General features: G+C 47.0%; 18 protein-coding genes. 2 read left to right on the plus strand and 16 right to left on the minus strand.

Annotated features, from left to right (window positions below; translation table 11 throughout):
* Positions 1–13: 13 nt before the first annotated feature.
* Positions 14–655, plus strand: a complete 642-nt coding sequence (locus AB1F57_RS11555) for an HAD family hydrolase (protein ID WP_174852599.1) — start codon at positions 14–16, stop codon at positions 653–655.
* A 50-nt stretch (positions 656–705) separates the two neighbouring features.
* On the opposite strand, the gene hisE is transcribed toward AB1F57_RS11555, so the two are convergent.
* From hisE to hisC, 11 genes are all read right to left on the minus strand, one after another.
* Complete coding sequence (hisE, locus tag AB1F57_RS11560; protein WP_174852600.1) at positions 706–1,020, minus strand: phosphoribosyl-ATP diphosphatase; 315 nt, start codon at positions 1,018–1,020, stop codon at positions 706–708.
* Between the two features lie 14 nt (positions 1,021–1,034).
* Positions 1,035–1,349 (minus strand): phosphoribosyl-AMP cyclohydrolase, encoded by a 315-nt coding sequence (gene hisI / locus AB1F57_RS11565; RefSeq protein WP_167785204.1) that lies wholly within the window; start codon positions 1,347–1,349, stop codon positions 1,035–1,037.
* Position 1,350: 1 nt separating this feature from the next.
* On the minus strand, positions 1,351–2,106 hold the full coding sequence (gene hisF / locus AB1F57_RS11570; RefSeq protein WP_167785203.1) for an imidazole glycerol phosphate synthase subunit HisF: 756 nt from the start codon (positions 2,104–2,106) through the stop codon (positions 1,351–1,353).
* Between the two features lie 2 nt (positions 2,107–2,108).
* Positions 2,109–2,828: a 1-(5-phosphoribosyl)-5-[(5-phosphoribosylamino)methylideneamino]imidazole-4-carboxamide isomerase gene (gene hisA / locus AB1F57_RS11575; protein ID WP_174852601.1), complete on the minus strand. Its 720-nt coding sequence runs from the start codon at positions 2,826–2,828 to the stop codon at positions 2,109–2,111.
* 11 nt (positions 2,829–2,839) lie between these two features.
* Positions 2,840–3,448 carry an imidazole glycerol phosphate synthase subunit HisH gene (hisH, locus tag AB1F57_RS11580; protein ID WP_174852602.1) on the minus strand — a complete coding sequence of 203 codons (609 nt, stop codon included), beginning with the start codon at positions 3,446–3,448 and terminating at the stop codon, positions 2,840–2,842.
* Position 3,449: 1 nt separating this feature from the next.
* Positions 3,450–4,034 (minus strand): imidazoleglycerol-phosphate dehydratase HisB, encoded by a 585-nt coding sequence (hisB, locus tag AB1F57_RS11585; RefSeq protein ID WP_125266140.1) that lies wholly within the window; start codon positions 4,032–4,034, stop codon positions 3,450–3,452.
* Positions 4,035–4,105: 71 nt separating this feature from the next.
* On the minus strand, positions 4,106–4,753 hold the full coding sequence (gene serB / locus AB1F57_RS11590; RefSeq protein ID WP_174852603.1) for a phosphoserine phosphatase SerB: 648 nt from the start codon (positions 4,751–4,753) through the stop codon (positions 4,106–4,108).
* Positions 4,740–6,023 carry a histidinol dehydrogenase gene (hisD, locus tag AB1F57_RS11595; RefSeq protein WP_174852604.1) on the minus strand — a complete coding sequence of 428 codons (1,284 nt, stop codon included), beginning with the start codon at positions 6,021–6,023 and terminating at the stop codon, positions 4,740–4,742. Before hisD ends, serB begins: the two co-directional genes overlap by 14 nt.
* Positions 6,020–6,667 (minus strand): ATP phosphoribosyltransferase, encoded by a 648-nt coding sequence (gene hisG / locus AB1F57_RS11600; RefSeq protein ID WP_174852605.1) that lies wholly within the window; start codon positions 6,665–6,667, stop codon positions 6,020–6,022. The genes hisD and hisG overlap by 4 nt, the downstream gene beginning before the upstream one ends.
* Complete coding sequence (locus tag AB1F57_RS11605) at positions 6,668–7,642, minus strand: ATP phosphoribosyltransferase regulatory subunit (protein ID WP_174852606.1); 975 nt, start codon at positions 7,640–7,642, stop codon at positions 6,668–6,670. It abuts the gene before it with no gap.
* A complete protein-coding gene (gene hisC, locus AB1F57_RS11610; protein ID WP_170238717.1) occupies positions 7,639–8,691 on the minus strand; it encodes a histidinol-phosphate transaminase in 1,053 nt (350 codons plus the stop codon). The genes AB1F57_RS11605 and hisC overlap by 4 nt, the downstream gene beginning before the upstream one ends.
* Positions 8,692–9,090: 399 nt before the next feature.
* On the opposite strand from hisC, the gene AB1F57_RS11615 reads away from it, so the two are divergent.
* Positions 9,091–9,831: a PHP domain-containing protein gene (locus AB1F57_RS11615; RefSeq protein WP_105137664.1), complete on the plus strand. Its 741-nt coding sequence runs from the start codon at positions 9,091–9,093 to the stop codon at positions 9,829–9,831.
* Positions 9,832–10,273: 442 nt separating this feature from the next.
* Here the strand turns inward: AB1F57_RS11615 and sufB are convergent, their stop codons facing one another.
* From sufB to sufD, 5 genes are all read right to left on the minus strand, one after another.
* The gene (sufB, locus tag AB1F57_RS11620) at positions 10,274–11,689 is read right to left on the minus strand and encodes a Fe-S cluster assembly protein SufB (protein ID WP_024379508.1); all 1,416 of its coding nucleotides are present in this window, start codon (positions 11,687–11,689) and stop codon (positions 10,274–10,276) included.
* A gap of 92 nt (positions 11,690–11,781) precedes the next feature.
* Entirely contained in the window at positions 11,782–12,216 is a 435-nt protein-coding gene (gene sufU, locus AB1F57_RS11625; protein WP_105137665.1) for a Fe-S cluster assembly sulfur transfer protein SufU, read from the minus strand.
* Positions 12,203–13,423: a cysteine desulfurase gene (locus AB1F57_RS11630; RefSeq protein WP_170238718.1), complete on the minus strand. Its 1,221-nt coding sequence runs from the start codon at positions 13,421–13,423 to the stop codon at positions 12,203–12,205. The genes sufU and AB1F57_RS11630 overlap by 14 nt, the downstream gene beginning before the upstream one ends.
* 17 nt (positions 13,424–13,440) lie before the next feature.
* Complete coding sequence (locus tag AB1F57_RS11635; protein ID WP_167785193.1) at positions 13,441–13,980, minus strand: GNAT family N-acetyltransferase; 540 nt, start codon at positions 13,978–13,980, stop codon at positions 13,441–13,443.
* A gap of 1 nt (position 13,981) precedes the next feature.
* Positions 13,982–15,244: a Fe-S cluster assembly protein SufD gene (sufD, locus tag AB1F57_RS11640; RefSeq protein WP_167785192.1), complete on the minus strand. Its 1,263-nt coding sequence runs from the start codon at positions 15,242–15,244 to the stop codon at positions 13,982–13,984.
* Positions 15,245–15,259: the final 15 nt, after the last annotated feature.

Genomic DNA, 15,259 nt, shown 5'->3' on the forward strand with positions numbered 1-15,259 from the left:
AATGGAGGTTCCTATGTACCAAACGCTTCTCTTCGACTTAGACGGAACATTGACCGATTCTGGTCCCGGCATTATCCATTCGGCTGCCTATGCCTTGGAAAAAATGGGCATTGCTGATGACAATTCCAGTCACTTGTCTCGCTTTATCGGGCCACCTCTCTACGAATCGTTTGCCCAGTTTTATGGACTGAATGCGGCAGAAACCCAGCAGGCAGTCGATTATTTTCGGGAATATTTTACCAGCAAGGGAATGTTTGAAAACCATCCCTATCCCGGTATTCCGGAATTGTTGGGCAAATTGCAAGAGCAAGGGAAAACACTCCACATCGCCACTTCAAAACCAGAAATCTTTGCCAAACAAATATTGACCCATTTTGAATTGGACCGCTATTTTACAGTAATTGCAGGCGCAAGTTTGGATGACACGCGCATCAAGAAGGGGCAGATTATTGCCTATGCGCTGGACCAACTGGAAAAAATCAATGGCAAAGCTGTCATGATTGGTGACCGTAAACATGATGTCATCGGTGCCAAGCAACACCAGCTCGACAGTATCGGTGTCCTGTATGGCTATGGTGACCGAGAGGAATTGACAACTGCTGGTGCCAGCCACATTGTCCAAACGGTGGAAGAACTGGGAGATTTGTTGGGGTAGATATTTTTTTCGGATTTTTTCACAAACTAAAAAGCTCGTGATGAGCTTTTTTAGTAGTCACTAATTTCTCTGCGGTCGCTGGTTTTACTGACTTTTCCTTGGCGGGCCTGTAGAATATCTTCGATTTTTTCTAAACTCACGCCCGTTTCTACCAAGAGAACAGCCAGATGATAGAGCAAATCAGCTGTTTCATTAGCAATTTCTTTCTTGTCGGCATTTTTAGCTGCAATCACGACTTCTGTTGCCTCTTCCCCAACTTTCTTGAGAATTTTATCCAAGCCTTTGCCGTACAAGTAGTTAGTATAGGACCCTTCTTTTGGATTACGCTTACGGTTCAGGGCCTCATAATACAAGGTTTCTAGCATATCCTGTTCCTTTCTTAGAGTATGTTTTCAAAAAAGCAACTATAGGCGCCCGTATGACAGGCAGCCCCTACTTGCTCGACGGAAATGAGCAGGGTGTCGCGGTCACAATCTGTTTTGATAGATTTAACCGTCTGAAAATGCCCACTGGTTGCACCCTTGTGCCACAATTCCTGACGCGACCGGCTCCAGTAATGCATCTGCTTGGTTTCCAAGGTCCTTTGATAGGATTCTTCATTCATATAAGCCAGCATCAAGACCAGACCTGTCTCATGGTCAGTGACAATCACAGGCACCAATCCATCTTGCTTGGCAAAATCAATACTAATCATTTCATCGTACCTCAATTCCATTCTGGCGCATAGCTGATTTGGTTTCAGCAATGCTGACTTGGCCATAATGAAAGATGGATGCTGCCAGTGCTCCAGTCGCCGGTGTCTGTTCAAATACCTCAAGGATATGGTTCGTATTACCAGCGCCACCCGATGCAATGATGGGAACCGTCACCACGCTCGCCACAGCATTGAGCATGTCCACATCAAAGCCAGACTTAGTCCCGTCTTTGTCCATGCTGGTCAAAAGGATTTCGCCAGCTCCGAGCTCGACGACCTTCTTAGCCCAATCTAATAAATCTAGACCGGTATCCTTGCGACCGCCAGCCACGTAGACATGCCAAGTTCCATCTACCTCCTTGCGCGCATCAATAGCAACCACAACGCATTGGCTGCCGAATTTTTCAGCACATTCTTTGATCAAGGATGGATTGGCCACCGCCGATGAATTGACCGATACCTTGTCAGCCCCTGCCTTGAGCATCTTGTTCATATCATCGACGGAACGAATGCCACCGCCAACGGTAAAAGGAATAAAGACTTGGTCTGCCACGCGCCGCACCATGTCCACAGTCGTTTCGCGTTCTTCATGCGTCGCCGTAATATCAAGAAAAACCAATTCATCACAGCCTGCCTCGTAGTAGGCTTTTGCTGTGTCCACAGGGTCTCCCACATCCGTCAAGTTGACAAAATTGACCCCCTTGACTACCCGACCGTTCTTGACGTCCAGACAGGGAATAATGCGTTTTGCTAACATGTTCAACCTCCAAATTGCTGCAATTCGTCCAAGCTGACCTTGCCGCTGTAATAAGCCTTGCCGACAATGGTTCCAGAAACACCGATTTGCGCCAGCTCCACTAAGTCGCTCATGGAATGGATACCACCAGAAGCAATGACATCTGCCTCTGTCAAGGTCGCCTTCAATTTTCTATAATGGTCAAAATTAGGACCTGTCAGGGTACCGTCGCGGTCCACATCAGTGTAAACAAAGAGGCGCACACCAATTTTTTCCATCTCCTTGGCCAAGCTCAGATAGTCTACTTGACTGGTCTCTAGCCAGCCTTCTGTTGCGACAAAGCCATTTTTGGCATCGATGCCCACGACAATGGCCTGACTTCCAAAACGCTCCAAGGCTTGCTTGACAAAATCTGGGTTTTTAACAGCCATAGACCCAATAATGACACGGTCAATGCCGGCAGCCAGATAGTCCTCAATCTGGTCCAAAGTGCGAATACCGCCCCCAACTTGAATGCGGAGGCCGGTCTTACTTTTCAAACTAGCAATCAAATCCCTATTAGTCGCACGTCCCACTAAAGCACCGTCCAAATCCACCACGTGAATAAAGTCAATTCCCGCAGCCGCAAATGTTTTGGCTTGGTCTAATACATCTGGGTTAACAACGGTCTCCTGATTAAAGTCTCCTTTAAAGAGACGCACTGCCTTCCCATTTCGAATATCAATCGCTGGATAAATCTGCATATCTTCCCTCACTATTTCTGACATAATGCCGCAAACTTTGTCAAAATGCCTAGCCCAACCTGACCTGATTTTTCAGGGTGAAACTGCGCCCCAAAGACTTTTCCTTTTGAAATCATGGCCGGAATTTCCCTGCTATAATCTGCTGTCGCGTCGATATATTCAGGTTCTACATCGGTAAAATAACTGTGAACAAAGTAAACCGACTGGTCATCAAGTCCATCTGTCAGTGGATTTTTCTGCTTGACTTCCAACTGATTCCAGCCCATGTGGGGCACAGGATATCCGTCTTTAGCTGGAATAGGACGACAAACACCGGGAATGAGACACAAACCCTTGGTCGGCTGGTGTTCCAAACCTTGGTCCAAGAGCAAATGCATACCTAAGCAAATGCCCAAAAAAGGCTTGCCAGCGGCCACAGCTGTCTGAATAGCTGGTAGCAGTTGGCGTTTTTCTAATTCAGCCATAGCCGACGGAAAGGCACCGACTCCTGGTAAAATCAAACCTGTAGCCGACAAAATTTTCTCAGGATCCGCCGTCAATTCCGCAGCTACACCGATTTTTTCCAAAGCCCGCAGAACATTAGCTGTATTTCCCGCATCGTAATCAATCACTCGTATCATATTACAAGAGTCCTTTTGTTGAATTAACACCCTTAATGTCAGGGTTGATGGTAATGGCTTCGCGAAGAGCTCGACCCGTTGCCTTGAAAAGACTTTCAGCCTTATGATGACTATTTTTCCCGTGTAAAATCTTCAAATGCAGATTCATCTGCAGGTTGAAAGCCAAGGCTTGGAAGAATTCTTCGACCAATTCCGTATCAAAATCGCCCAATTTTGGATTGTCAAAAGTCGCATCGAAGACCAAATAAGAGCGTCCAGACAAGTCTAGACTAGACATTCCCAGCGTCTCATCCATAGGCACAAAAGAAGTCCCGTAACGATTGATACCGACCTTGTCGCCCAGAGCCTCCTTGATGGCTTGTCCAAGAACAATCCCGACATCCTCAACCGTATGATGACTGTCCACCCACGTATCGCCGTCTACATGGACAACTAGAGACATGCGGCTGTGGCGGGCAAAAAGGGTCAACATGTGGTCAAAAAAGCCTACACCCGTCACAATCTCAACCGGATCCTGCACATCCAAATTAACCGTCAACTTAATTTTTGTTTCAAAGGTATTGCGTTCAATGCTTGCTGTTCTCATGATGTTCTTCTTTCTTTACTATATTAGAAGCTGTATTCGCAGATCGGTACCTGTCGTGTGAATACTGTCTCTTATTTCTTCACTCTATCCAAAATCTCAATGACCTGATACAAATTTTTCTCATTGATTTGATAAGGAGCCTGTTCCTGCACAATGGGTTTGGCGCAAAAGGCGATGCCGATACCAGCTGCCTGAATCATAGGCAGATCGTTGGCACCATCGCCCACTGCAATCGTATCTTGCATGTCGAGACCATTTTCCGCCGCCCAAGTTCTGAGCATGGTTTCCTTAACATCCTTGGTCACAATGTCCCCGGTCACACGTCCTGTCAAAACACCATTGACAATTTCTAGCATATTGGCCTTAACATAGTCCAAATTGAGCCGTTCCGCCAACACATTGACCGTCTGATGAAAACCACCCGACACGACGGCTACCTTATAGCCACGCTTGTGGAGTTCTGCCACCAATTCTTCTGCTCCCGGTGTGAAATGAATGCGCCCTAAAATGCGGTCCAAAACCGTTTCGGGTAAGCCCGCCAGCAAACCAACGCGTTCACGCAAGGCTTCTTTAAAATCCAATTCCCCCCGCATGGCGCGCTCGGTAATGTCCGCAACTCGCTGACCGAGACCAGCTTCTTCGCCCAGCAGGTCAATGCCTTCTTCCATGATCAAGGTGCTGTCCACATCCATGACCAATAATCCCTTAACTTCCTTCATTTCTCACCTCAATGGCCCGTGCATGGGCAGCCAATCCTTCTGAATAGGCCAAATTCGTAATGGCCTGACTAGCCTCTTGCACGGCTTTCTTACTATATTGTGTGTATTGTATTCGTTTGATAAAATCATGGACACCCAGTGCCGAATAAAAACGGCTGGTGCCTGAAGTTGGCAGAACATGGTTGGTTCCTGCATAATAATCCCCAATCGGCTCACTGGTATAATGACCCAAGAAAATGGACCCCGTATGCTTGACCAAGGGAAGATAATCATAGGCATCTTCCATAGCAATTTCCAAATGCTCAGGTGCCACCAAATTCATCAAGTCAAACATGGCTTCTATCGTGTCTGTCACGATAATGCGTCCGTTCTGTTCAATGGATGCCCGCGCAATTTCCTCACGCGGCAAGGTCTGCAATTGCCGCTCGATTTCTAGCTCGACTTGCTCAGCCAAGACTTCCGAATTGGTTACCAAAATCGCACGCGCCAAGCGATCGTGCTCCGCCTGTGACAACAAATCCGCCGCTACAAAAACAGGATTTGCCGTCTCGTCTGCGATAACACCAATCTCAGATGGACCGGCAATCATATCAATTCCAACCAAGCCATAGACCAATTTCTTGGCCGTTGCGACATAAATATTGCCCGGCCCGGTAATTTTATCCACCTTGGGAATGGTCTGCGTTCCATAAGCTAGCGCCGCAATCCCGTGGGCTCCGCCAACCTGATAAATCTTATCCACTCCAGCCAATCTTGCTGCCACCAAAATCGCTGGATTGTAAGTCTCCTGTGGCGGGGTAATCATGATGATTTCCTCCACACCAGCAATTTTTGCGGGGATAACATTCATCAAGACCGACGAAGGATAGGCGGCTGTTCCTCCCGGAACATAGACGCCCACTCGTTCTAAGGGACGAATGAGTTGCCCACGAAGGACGCCTTCAGACGGTTGGTCCTCAAAACCCTCTTCCACCTGTTGCTGGTGGTAGGAAGCAATATTGGCTTTGGCACCTTCTAAGGCTGAGAGAATGTCTGGATCAATCTGCTCAAAAGCTGCATTTATTTGCGCTTGGCTGACTTCTAAGTTATCGATCCCAATGCCATCAAACTGGAGATTGTAGGCTTTCAGAGCTGCATCTCCTTCACGAGCGACCTGTGCCATGATTTCCTTGACGGTCTCTTCTACGGAGACCGTTTCTGCATTCAGCGCCACTTGTTCTTGATAGAGCAAGGCCGCAATGTCTTGACTTGTTCCACTTAAGCGTTTCATCTAAAAGGTACCTCCTCATTTCCGACAATGTCTTCTAATTTCTTGATAAAGGTCAGCACTTGAGGCTTATTCTTGATGCTGGCTTTATTGACAATCAAACGCGAGGAAATCCGACAAATATCTTCAAAGACCACTAAACCATTGGCTACCAAGGTATTTCCTGTCTCCACAATATCGACAATGGCATCGGCCAGCCCCAAAACAGGAGCAATTTCCACACTACCTTGAATGGAGATAATCTCAACATCCTCGCCCTTTTGCTTAAAATGTTCCATAGCAACTCTTGGATACTTGGTCGCAATCCGTTTCCGCTTGTGGTCGCTAGGATTGTAAGTCGGAACAGAGGCAACTGAGAATTTACACAAGCCAAAGTTCAAATCCAGCATTTCTAAAAATCCTGCAGGATGCTCAATCAAGACATCCTTGCCGACAACCCCCATATCTGCCACCCCGTGGCGAACGTAGGTTGTCACATCCGGTGCCTTAACCAGCAAAAAGCGAAATTGCCCATCAGGACTTTCAAAAATCAAATTCCGCCCCTTATCTGCCATGAAAGACATATCAAAGCCTGACTTTTCCAGAAGAGCCAAGGTTTCCTTCTCAATCCGCCCCTTGGTCAAGGCAATGGTAATCTGCTCACCCATTTACTTCCCTCCTTGATAGTCTAAATCCTGTCGAATGGCTTGGTAAATGGCATCAATTTCCAAGGCCCAACCGATAGCCGTCAGCTCCTTGGCTCCAAACCGCTCAAAGAGCTTGTCATACCGCCCACCTGATAAAAAGGCGTCCGGCAATTGCTGGTCAAAAACCTTAAACATCATGCCTGTATAGTAAGGGACCGTCGGAAGTTGCGCCAAATCCACTGTGACAGGTCCCAAATCAGTTTCTGCCATGGCGATAAATGCTTCTAATTGGTCAAAAGCCTGCAATAATTGCGCGTTCTGCGACACCTGCCGGGCTGCTGCCAAGACCGCCTCTGCCTCTCCAAACAAGTAAGGCAAACGACTGATGAAACCATCAAATTCACTCGGATGCTGCTTGGTAAATTCGTGGAGCTTGGTAATATTTTTATCCCGAATATGGAGAGACAAATCATCCGCCACCTCCGATGTCAACTCCAATTGCTGAAAAATCGTCTTGAGGATGGCTGCATGCGAAAACTCAAATGTGTAGTCTTTCAAACCCGAACGTTCCAAGGCTTGTTTGGCACTAGAAATGGCTTCAGCATAGGCCTCTTGTACAGGATAGCCAATGATTTCAATACCAGCTTGAGTACGCTCATTTTCCAAGCCCCGCATGGCTTCTTGACTGCGAAAGACCTTGCCCGAATAAGAAAATTTAATAGGCGTCTGCACCCGAGTTGATGAAATGACACGCGCTACTTGACTGGTAATATCCGGCCGCAAGCTCAGAAGATGGCCTCTCTTGTCAAAGAGTTGGTAATTATTGGTATCAATCGTATCTGAAAAGACTTCAAAATGCTCTAAGGTCGGCGTTTCAATCCGGTGAAAACCGCACTCTATCAGGAGATCGCTGACCGTCCGCTCAATTTCATAAGTAGCACGGGCGCGTTTGAAAAGCTTGTCGTGCAGTCCTTGTGGCAATGTTCGATTGTTCATAGGCACCCTTCCTTTATCCTTGCTAAGACCTGCTCCATCTCCTCTTGTGTGCCGATGGAGATGCGTAGTCTATCTTTTATGCGTTCTTGGTTTGGAAAATACCGGACATAAATCTGCTCCTCTTCCAAGTGCTTGAACAGTTCTCCCGCACTAACACGAGATGGTCGCACTAGGAGGAAATTGGTTGCTGACGGCAAAACATCAAAGCCAAGTCTGGTCAATTCTTCCGCAAACCAATCGCGCGTTGCCATAATCTTCCGGCAGGTTTCTTCGTAATAGGCCCAATCCTTGACCGCGGCCAAAGCCAAAGCTTCCGAAATGGCATCCACATTGTAAGGATTGATGGCATTGCGCACCGCTTGAATAACGCCTATCAGCTCTTTGGAACCTATGCCGTATCCGACACGCAAACCCGCTAGTGATGCATCCTTGGAGAAGGTCCGTGTAATGAAGAGATTGGGGTATTTATCCAAAAGCGGAACAGCTGTCTGCCCGCCGAAATTGACATATGCCTCATCAACGATGACAACGACCTGCGGATTAGCCTTCAGAACCTCCTCAATATCGCCCAGAGACTGGAAGCATCCCGTCGGAGCGTTGGGATTGGTCAAAATCACTCCCCCACATTCTCTCTGATAATCTGCCACTCGCCAGCTAAAATCCTCCGCCAGCGGTATCTCTTTAAAAGGCACCTGATACAAATCAGCCCAGACCTTGTAAAAGCCGTAGGTCAAATCTGGAAACAAAATCGGTTGCTCCGTTTGAAAGAAGGACAGAAAAGCCATAGACAAGACGTCATCCGAACCATTGCCAATGACAAATTGGTCTGCCTCCAAACCATGTTGCTCCGCCAAGGCCTGACGAAGTTCCGCCTGATCCAGACTCGAATAGCGACGTAGGTTTGTCGCATCAAAATCAGCCAAAGCCGCAACTACCGCTGGACTTGGTCCATAGGCATTCTCGTTGGTATTGAGTTTAATCATATTGGCCACCTGTGGTTGCGCTCCAGCCACATAAGGCATAATCTTTCTAAGCCCTTTTATTTCCATGTCATTACCTCTCAAACGATAAAAAAACACGCGCAAGATCCTTGTTTCAGGACGCTTACACGTGGTTCCACCTTCATTCAGACATACGTCGCCGTATATCCCTCAGGAAGTCAAAGACTTCAGTCCGTAACGTAGACAGACGTCAATCACTACTAGGTTCAACACCGTTGGCAATTGCACTCAAGAATGTGTGCCCAAACCGATGTATCCTTTCAGCAACTAGATACTCTCTGAAAAATGGTCTGAGATTGTTTCTCTCATCGCTTTTTATTTTGTACTATTTTACCAAATTTTTGATAAATTGCAAGAATTATCAGATTTTTTTATTCCATTTCCCTTGATTTCCGAACTTGTCGCTCAAAAGCGATTTTGTTACAATAGAAAGAAAGGAGAATTACCATGAGAGACAACCACTTGCATACTCACTACTCCTATGATTCTAAAGCGCGATTTCAAGATTATCTTGAGCATTATAGCGGCGAAATCGTGACGACGGAGCATTTTGATTTGTCCAATCCCTACAGCAAGCAGGATGACATTCCTGATTATGAGGCCTATTCCCAAGAAATTGCTGTGCTTAATGAAGACTATGGTAAGCGCATCAAGAAAGGCATTGAAATCGGCTATTTCCAACCGCGGGAAACCGATATTCTAGCCTACTTAGCAGACAAAGACTTCGACCTCAAATTATTATCCGTCCATCACAACGGAGTTAACGATTATCTAGACGAAGAAGTGGCAGATATGGACAAGATGGCGGTCATGACCGATTATTTGGACCGCTTGGAATATGCCGTTGGACGGGTTCCAGCTGACGTCTTGGCGCATTTTGACTACGGTTTCCGCCTCTTTGATGTGACTGTTCAAGAACTAGAGACTTTTGAGCCCCAGCTCATCCGCATTTTCAAGAAAATGATAGCGCATGATTTAGCCTTTGAACTCAATGCCAAGAGCATCTACCTCTATCACCACGAAGAACTGTACCGTTATGCTCTTCAATTGGTCAAAGAACTAGGTTGCCACCGCTATTCACTCGGCTCCGACGGTCATGTCTTGGAACATTTTCAACTGGGCTTCGAGAAGATGCTGCAGATGCTAGAAGACTACGGAATTCCAGAAGAAGAGATTATAAATTTATAATTATTGGCAAATCTCGGCTGAAAAAGAGCCTGTCTCAATCATATATAGAATAAAAAGCGATCAAGATTAGATTTTCTGACTATCAGAATACTAACTTGTTCGCTTTTTGAATTTTAATGATTGCTAGATAGGATTCCCTATTTTAAGAATCCTTGGTGGGAGGACCAATGCAAAAAGTAGCCCTAAAGCTACTTTGTATGTGTTGTATACTCTATTATAATGTGGACTCGCTACCACAAGTCCTTATTTCCAACTTCAGTTGGAGAGAGTTTCTACGAAACTTCTAGCTACATATCGTTTTCTTACAGAAAACGACGAGCGTGGAAGGAATGGAATTGTTATAAGATTACAAAGAAGAGCGACTGCCGTCGCTCTCTATTTCCAACGAGCGTTGGCATTTGTGTGCTCCAAATAGCTTCTTAGCTATGTGGAGCTACACAAATTAGCCAACGCTCCCCTCCATCTCATAGGCAATCAGTCTGTTGAGTTCGACTGCGTATTCCATTGGGAGTTCTTTGGTGAATGGTTCGACAAAGCCCATGACAATCATTTCGGTGGCTTCGGATTCGGAGAGGCCGCGGCTCATGAGGTAATAGAGTTGTTCCTCTGAGATTTTTGAGACTTTGGCTTCGTGTTCCAGGGCCACTTGTGAGTTGTGGATTTCGTTGAACGGGATAGTGTCCGACTTGGAAATGTCGTCCATGATGATGGTATCACACTCGATGTGGCTGATAGATTTTGCCGAGTTTTTGGCAAATGTGACCTGACCGCGATAGTTAACCTCACCGCCACCGCGGGCGATGGATTTAGACACGATAGATGATGAAGTGCGTGGAGCATTATGAATCATCTTGGCACCCGTGTCTTGGACCTGACCCTTGTTGGCAAAGGCAATGGACAACATAGTACCACGCGCACCTTCGCCTTCCAGATAAACGGCCGGATATTTCATGGTCGTCTTGGCACCGAGGTTTCCGTCAATCCACTCGACCGTAGCATTTTTCTCTGCACGAGCACGCTTGGTTACGAGGTTATAGACATTGTCAGACCAGTTCTGGATGGTCGTGTAGCGCATGTAGGCACCTTCATGGGCAATGATTTCCACGATGGCAGCGTGCAGGCTAGCCGTCGAATAGGTCGGCGCTGTACAGCCTTCGACGTAGTGAACACTTGCTCCTTCATCCACGATGATGAGGGTGCGTTCAAACTGACCTGTTCCTTCGTTGTTGATACGGAAATAGGTTTGAAGTGGAATATCTAACTTGACGCCTTTTGGTACGTAGATAAAGGTACCACCTGACCAAACGGCAGAGTTAAGGGCAGCCAATTTGTTGTCTGAAGGCGGGACAAGTTTTCCAAAGTATTTTTTGAAGAGCTCTGGATGCTCCTTCAAAGCAGTATCGGTATCGGTAAAGATGATGCCGTGCTTGTCATATTCTTCCTTCATGTTGTGGTAGACAACCTCAGACTCATACTGGGCAGAAGCACCAGCCAGGTAGGCACGTTCAGCCTCAGGAATACCGATGCGTTCAAAGGTTTCCTTGATTTTGTCCGGTACATCATCCCAGCTGCGGGCTGGCTTGTCCGATGGTTTTTGATAATAAACAATGTCATCAAAATCCAGTTCAGATAGGTCTGCACCCCAGGTCTGCATAGGCATTTTCTTGAAGGTCTCATAGGACTTGAGACGGAATTCCAGCATCCATTCTGGCTCGCCCTTGATACGAGACATTTCGCGAATGACTTCTTCGCTCAACCCCTTACCAGTCGAGGCAACCAGCTCAACGTTTTCATCGTGGAAACCAAATTTGTATTCCCCAAGATCAATCGGGGTTGGTTCAATTCTTTCTTCTGACATAATTAAGATACTCAGCCCTATAAATCTTGGGCCTGTTCAGTTTAGTTTACTTAACTAAACCAAACAATCCTTTCTGTATTATTTGTTTATTCTTAGCTGACATGTCTATCCATTGCCTTTTTGAGGGCATTCCAGGATAGGGTCGCACATTTAATTCGCTGTGGGAATTTGGCAACACCCGCTAGAAGCGCGGCATCTCCCAATTCTTTTTGCTTGTCGTTTTGCTGACCTTGGACCATTTGAGAAAAGACTTCCGCCAGTTCTTGGGCTTGGTCCAGACTCTTTCCGAGAACGGCCTCTGTCATCATAGAGGCCGAGGCTGTGGAAATGGTACAGCCAACACCATCAAAGGCAATGTCTGTGATGACATTATCCTCGATTTTGACAGACAATTCAATGACATCGCCGCAGGTGGGATTGTGCAATTCAAGCTTTTCGACTCCTGAGAGGCTACCATGATGGCGAGGAGATTTGGAATGCTCTGACACAACGGCCATATAGAGCGAGTCTAACCTAGATAGGGCCATTGAAAAACTCCTTTGTTTTGAGCAAGGCATCGACCAGCTTGTCGCAGTCAGCCTTGGTATTGTAAATATAGAAACTTGCCCGAACAGTCGCCGGCACCTGCAGATAACTGAGAAGCGGTTGGGCACAATGATGACCTGCTCGAACAGCAACGCCTTCATAATCCAAGGCGGTCGCCACATCGTGTGGGTGCAAATCATCCAGATTAAAGGCAATCAAACCTGTCCGCTTACTGACGTCCTGGCTACCGTAAATGGTCAAGCCGGGAATGGCCTGCAATTTTGGCCAGATGTAAGCAATCAATTCTTCCTCGTGCTGCTGGACATGCTCCATGCCGATGTCATTTAAGTAATCAATGGCAGCTGCAAGTCCGATAGCACCCGCAATATTAGGTGTCCCCGCTTCGAATTTCCAAGGCAGTTCCTTCCAAGTTGCAGATTGTTCATAGACAAATTCAATCATTTCACCCCCGAATTCAACAGGAGACATTTGTTCTAGCAGTTCTTGCTTGCCATAGAGGACGCCAACACCAGTTGGTCCCAACATCTTGTGCCCTGAGAAGGCAAAGAAATCTACGTCCAAATCCTGCACATCAATAGCCATATGCGGAGTTGATTGGGCACCGTCCACTACCAAGTAGGCACCGACCGCGTGCACCAGCTCTGCTATTTCCTTAATGGGCGCAACTGAGCCCAAAACATTGGAAATATGAGCTAGAGAGACAAACTTGGTCTTTTCAGACAGGACTTCCTTCAGGACGTCCATGTCGAGCTCGCCATTTTTCAAGGTAACATAGCGGAGCTTGGCCCCTGTTTTCTGACAGGCCTGCTGCCAAGGAATGATATTGGAATGGTGCTCCTGAACCGAAATGATGACCTCGTCGTCTGCTTGGAGAAGATCTCTAGCAAACTGAGCCACCCAATTGATCCCCGTCGTCGTTCCTCGGGTAAAGAGGATTTCCTTGCTAGACTTGGCACGGATAAAATCAGCTACCGTCTGGCGTGCCGCCTCATAACGGGCCGTCGAGCGCTCAGATAAGGTATGCACTCCGCGGTGGACATTGGCATTGTCCTTCTGGTAATAGTCTGCCAAGACATCCAATACCTGCTGCGGCTTTTGCGTCGTTGCGGCATTATCCAGATAAACCAGCGGCTCATCATTAACAATTTGGTCTAAAATGGGAAAATCTAATTTACACTCTTCTAACATGACTATCCCTCACTTCCTTATCCTTTTTCAAAGCGAAAAACTCCCTGTGGAAATTGTTCCAGCATATCCTGATCCCCTTTCCCTTCCAAAAACATCACTTTATGGAAGGCATTGAAGTATTCAACAATGCGAAAATCGCATCGATTGATATAGAAATGGATATTGCATTGGTCATAGTAAGGTGTGATGGTTTGCCAAACCTTGACCTGTGGAAAGGTCGCTTCCACCGCTTGCCAGGCCGCAAATCCAATACCTCGGCCATGGACTTCTGGTGAAGTAAACAGGGTTTCTAGTTCTCCCTGTTCACCATCTAAGATGAGAACAAGGCCGCCTACTCGCTGATTTTCCAGTACTATCCAGTAGGCTTGTCCATGTTCCAAAGACATGAGAACTGTTTCACGCGCTATGACCTGGCCTTCCTCCTCGAAGAAGGCATGGCGTTCTCCAAATTCTTCCAAAGCTCCGAAGTTAAACGATACTTGATTTGCCAGGATAAACGCATCCCAATCCGACTTGGCAAGGAGTTCTAATGTAACTTGAATCTTTCCTTGTTTCATCTTAGCGTTTTGACAAGCTATCTTCAATCACAGCAATCATCTGGTCGCGGACTTCCTTGACTGGGATTTCTGTGATAACAGCTCCCAAGAACCCACGGATGACCAGACGCTCGGCTGTCGCGCGATCCAAACCACGGCTCATGAGATAATACATATCCTCTGGGTCCACCTGACCGATAGAAGCTGCGTGACCGGCCGTGACTTCATTCTCATCAATGAGAAGGATTGGGTTAGCGTCGGAACGCGCCTTGTCAGACAGCATAAGGACTCGGCTTTCCTGCTGGGCATCTGCTCCCTTGGCACCACGAATAATGTGTCCAATACCGTTGAAGGTAAGAGTACCACTTTCCAAAATAACCCCGTGTTGCAGGATATGACCGACCGAATTATTGCCGTAGTTAGTCACGCGGGTATCGACACCCTGAACCTGACGGCCAGCTGACAGGCCGACCACCTTGAGATTAGCATGGCTACCATTTCCCTTGAGGTCTGCATCCAAGTCAGCGACGACATTTCCTTTGTTAAGGAGGCCAATGGCCCAGTCCACGCTGGCATCGTTGCCAATGGTCGCACGGCGAGTCAAATAGGTATCCAGGTGCTGCCCCAAGCGGTCAATGGCTGAGAACTTAATCTGGCTTCCTGCCTGGGCAATCACTTCGACCACAATGTTGGCAGAGGTTTTCACCGCGTCGTCGCCAAGGCTCTCAAATCGTTCTAAATAATTGAGCTTGGTGTTCTTGCCTGCGATAATCAGTACGCGCTTGTTAAAAGCCACGCCACTTGTCGCGTCTTGGTAGAAAATACCTTCGACAGGCTGGTCAATTTCAACATTATCCGGAATGTAAAGAACGGCTGTCGAGTTGAAATAGGCTGTATTGTAGGCAGCCAATTTGTGCTCGTCGTAGGCTACTGCTGAGCCCAAGTATTTCTCGATGACATCCGGAATGACTTCCAAAGCCGAAGTGAAGTCTGTAAAGACTACTCCTTTTTCGACAAGGTCTGCTGGTAATTGTTCCAAAAGCGTCTGGCTACCGACTTGCACCAGCATAGGATTATCACCTAGAGCTGTGAAATCCGGTACGTTTCCGACTGCATCGTTGATGGCTAAACTGCCGTCACCCAAATTCCAACGGTGAAATTTTACCCGCTCGATAACTGGCAAGTCCAGCTCTGCTATTTTCCCAAAAGCCGCCAAACGTAGGTCTGTCAACCATGTTGGCTCTGCCTGTTGGAGTGAAAATTCTTGTATCAATTCTTTGGTCATAGGTTCCTCCAAAGA

Origin of the sequence: Streptococcus nasisuis, from assembly GCF_040836615.1 — a bacterium.
In the GTDB taxonomy this organism is placed as follows: Bacteria; Bacillota; Bacilli; order Lactobacillales; family Streptococcaceae; genus Streptococcus; species Streptococcus suis_V.

Coding starts and splice junctions, on each gene's coding strand:
- AB1F57_RS11555 (WP_174852599.1), top strand. CDS start 14: ATGTACCAAACGCTTCTCTTCGACTTAGACGGAACATTGACCGATTCT.
- hisE (WP_174852600.1), bottom strand. CDS start 1,020: ATGCTAGAAACCTTGTATTATGAGGCCCTGAACCGTAAGCGTAATCCA.
- hisI (WP_167785204.1), bottom strand. CDS start 1,349: ATGATTAGTATTGATTTTGCCAAGCAAGATGGATTGGTGCCTGTGATT.
- hisF (WP_167785203.1), bottom strand. CDS start 2,106: ATGTTAGCAAAACGCATTATTCCCTGTCTGGACGTCAAGAACGGTCGG.
- hisA (WP_174852601.1), bottom strand. CDS start 2,828: ATGCAGATTTATCCAGCGATTGATATTCGAAATGGGAAGGCAGTGCGT.
- hisH (WP_174852602.1), bottom strand. CDS start 3,448: ATGATACGAGTGATTGATTACGATGCGGGAAATACAGCTAATGTTCTG.
- hisB (WP_125266140.1), bottom strand. CDS start 4,034: ATGAGAACAGCAAGCATTGAACGCAATACCTTTGAAACAAAAATTAAG.
- serB (WP_174852603.1), bottom strand. CDS start 4,753: ATGAAGGAAGTTAAGGGATTATTGGTCATGGATGTGGACAGCACCTTG.
- hisD (WP_174852604.1), bottom strand. CDS start 6,023: ATGAAACGCTTAAGTGGAACAAGTCAAGACATTGCGGCCTTGCTCTAT.
- hisG (WP_174852605.1), bottom strand. CDS start 6,667: ATGGGTGAGCAGATTACCATTGCCTTGACCAAGGGGCGGATTGAGAAG.
- AB1F57_RS11605 (WP_174852606.1), bottom strand. CDS start 7,642: ATGAACAATCGAACATTGCCACAAGGACTGCACGACAAGCTTTTCAAA.
- hisC (WP_170238717.1), bottom strand. CDS start 8,691: ATGGAAATAAAAGGGCTTAGAAAGATTATGCCTTATGTGGCTGGAGCG.
- AB1F57_RS11615 (WP_105137664.1), top strand. CDS start 9,091: ATGAGAGACAACCACTTGCATACTCACTACTCCTATGATTCTAAAGCG.
- sufB (WP_024379508.1), bottom strand. CDS start 11,689: ATGTCAGAAGAAAGAATTGAACCAACCCCGATTGATCTTGGGGAATAC.
- sufU (WP_105137665.1), bottom strand. CDS start 12,216: ATGGCCCTATCTAGGTTAGACTCGCTCTATATGGCCGTTGTGTCAGAG.
- AB1F57_RS11630 (WP_170238718.1), bottom strand. CDS start 13,423: ATGTTAGAAGAGTGTAAATTAGATTTTCCCATTTTAGACCAAATTGTT.
- AB1F57_RS11635 (WP_167785193.1), bottom strand. CDS start 13,980: ATGAAACAAGGAAAGATTCAAGTTACATTAGAACTCCTTGCCAAGTCG.
- sufD (WP_167785192.1), bottom strand. CDS start 15,244: ATGACCAAAGAATTGATACAAGAATTTTCACTCCAACAGGCAGAGCCA.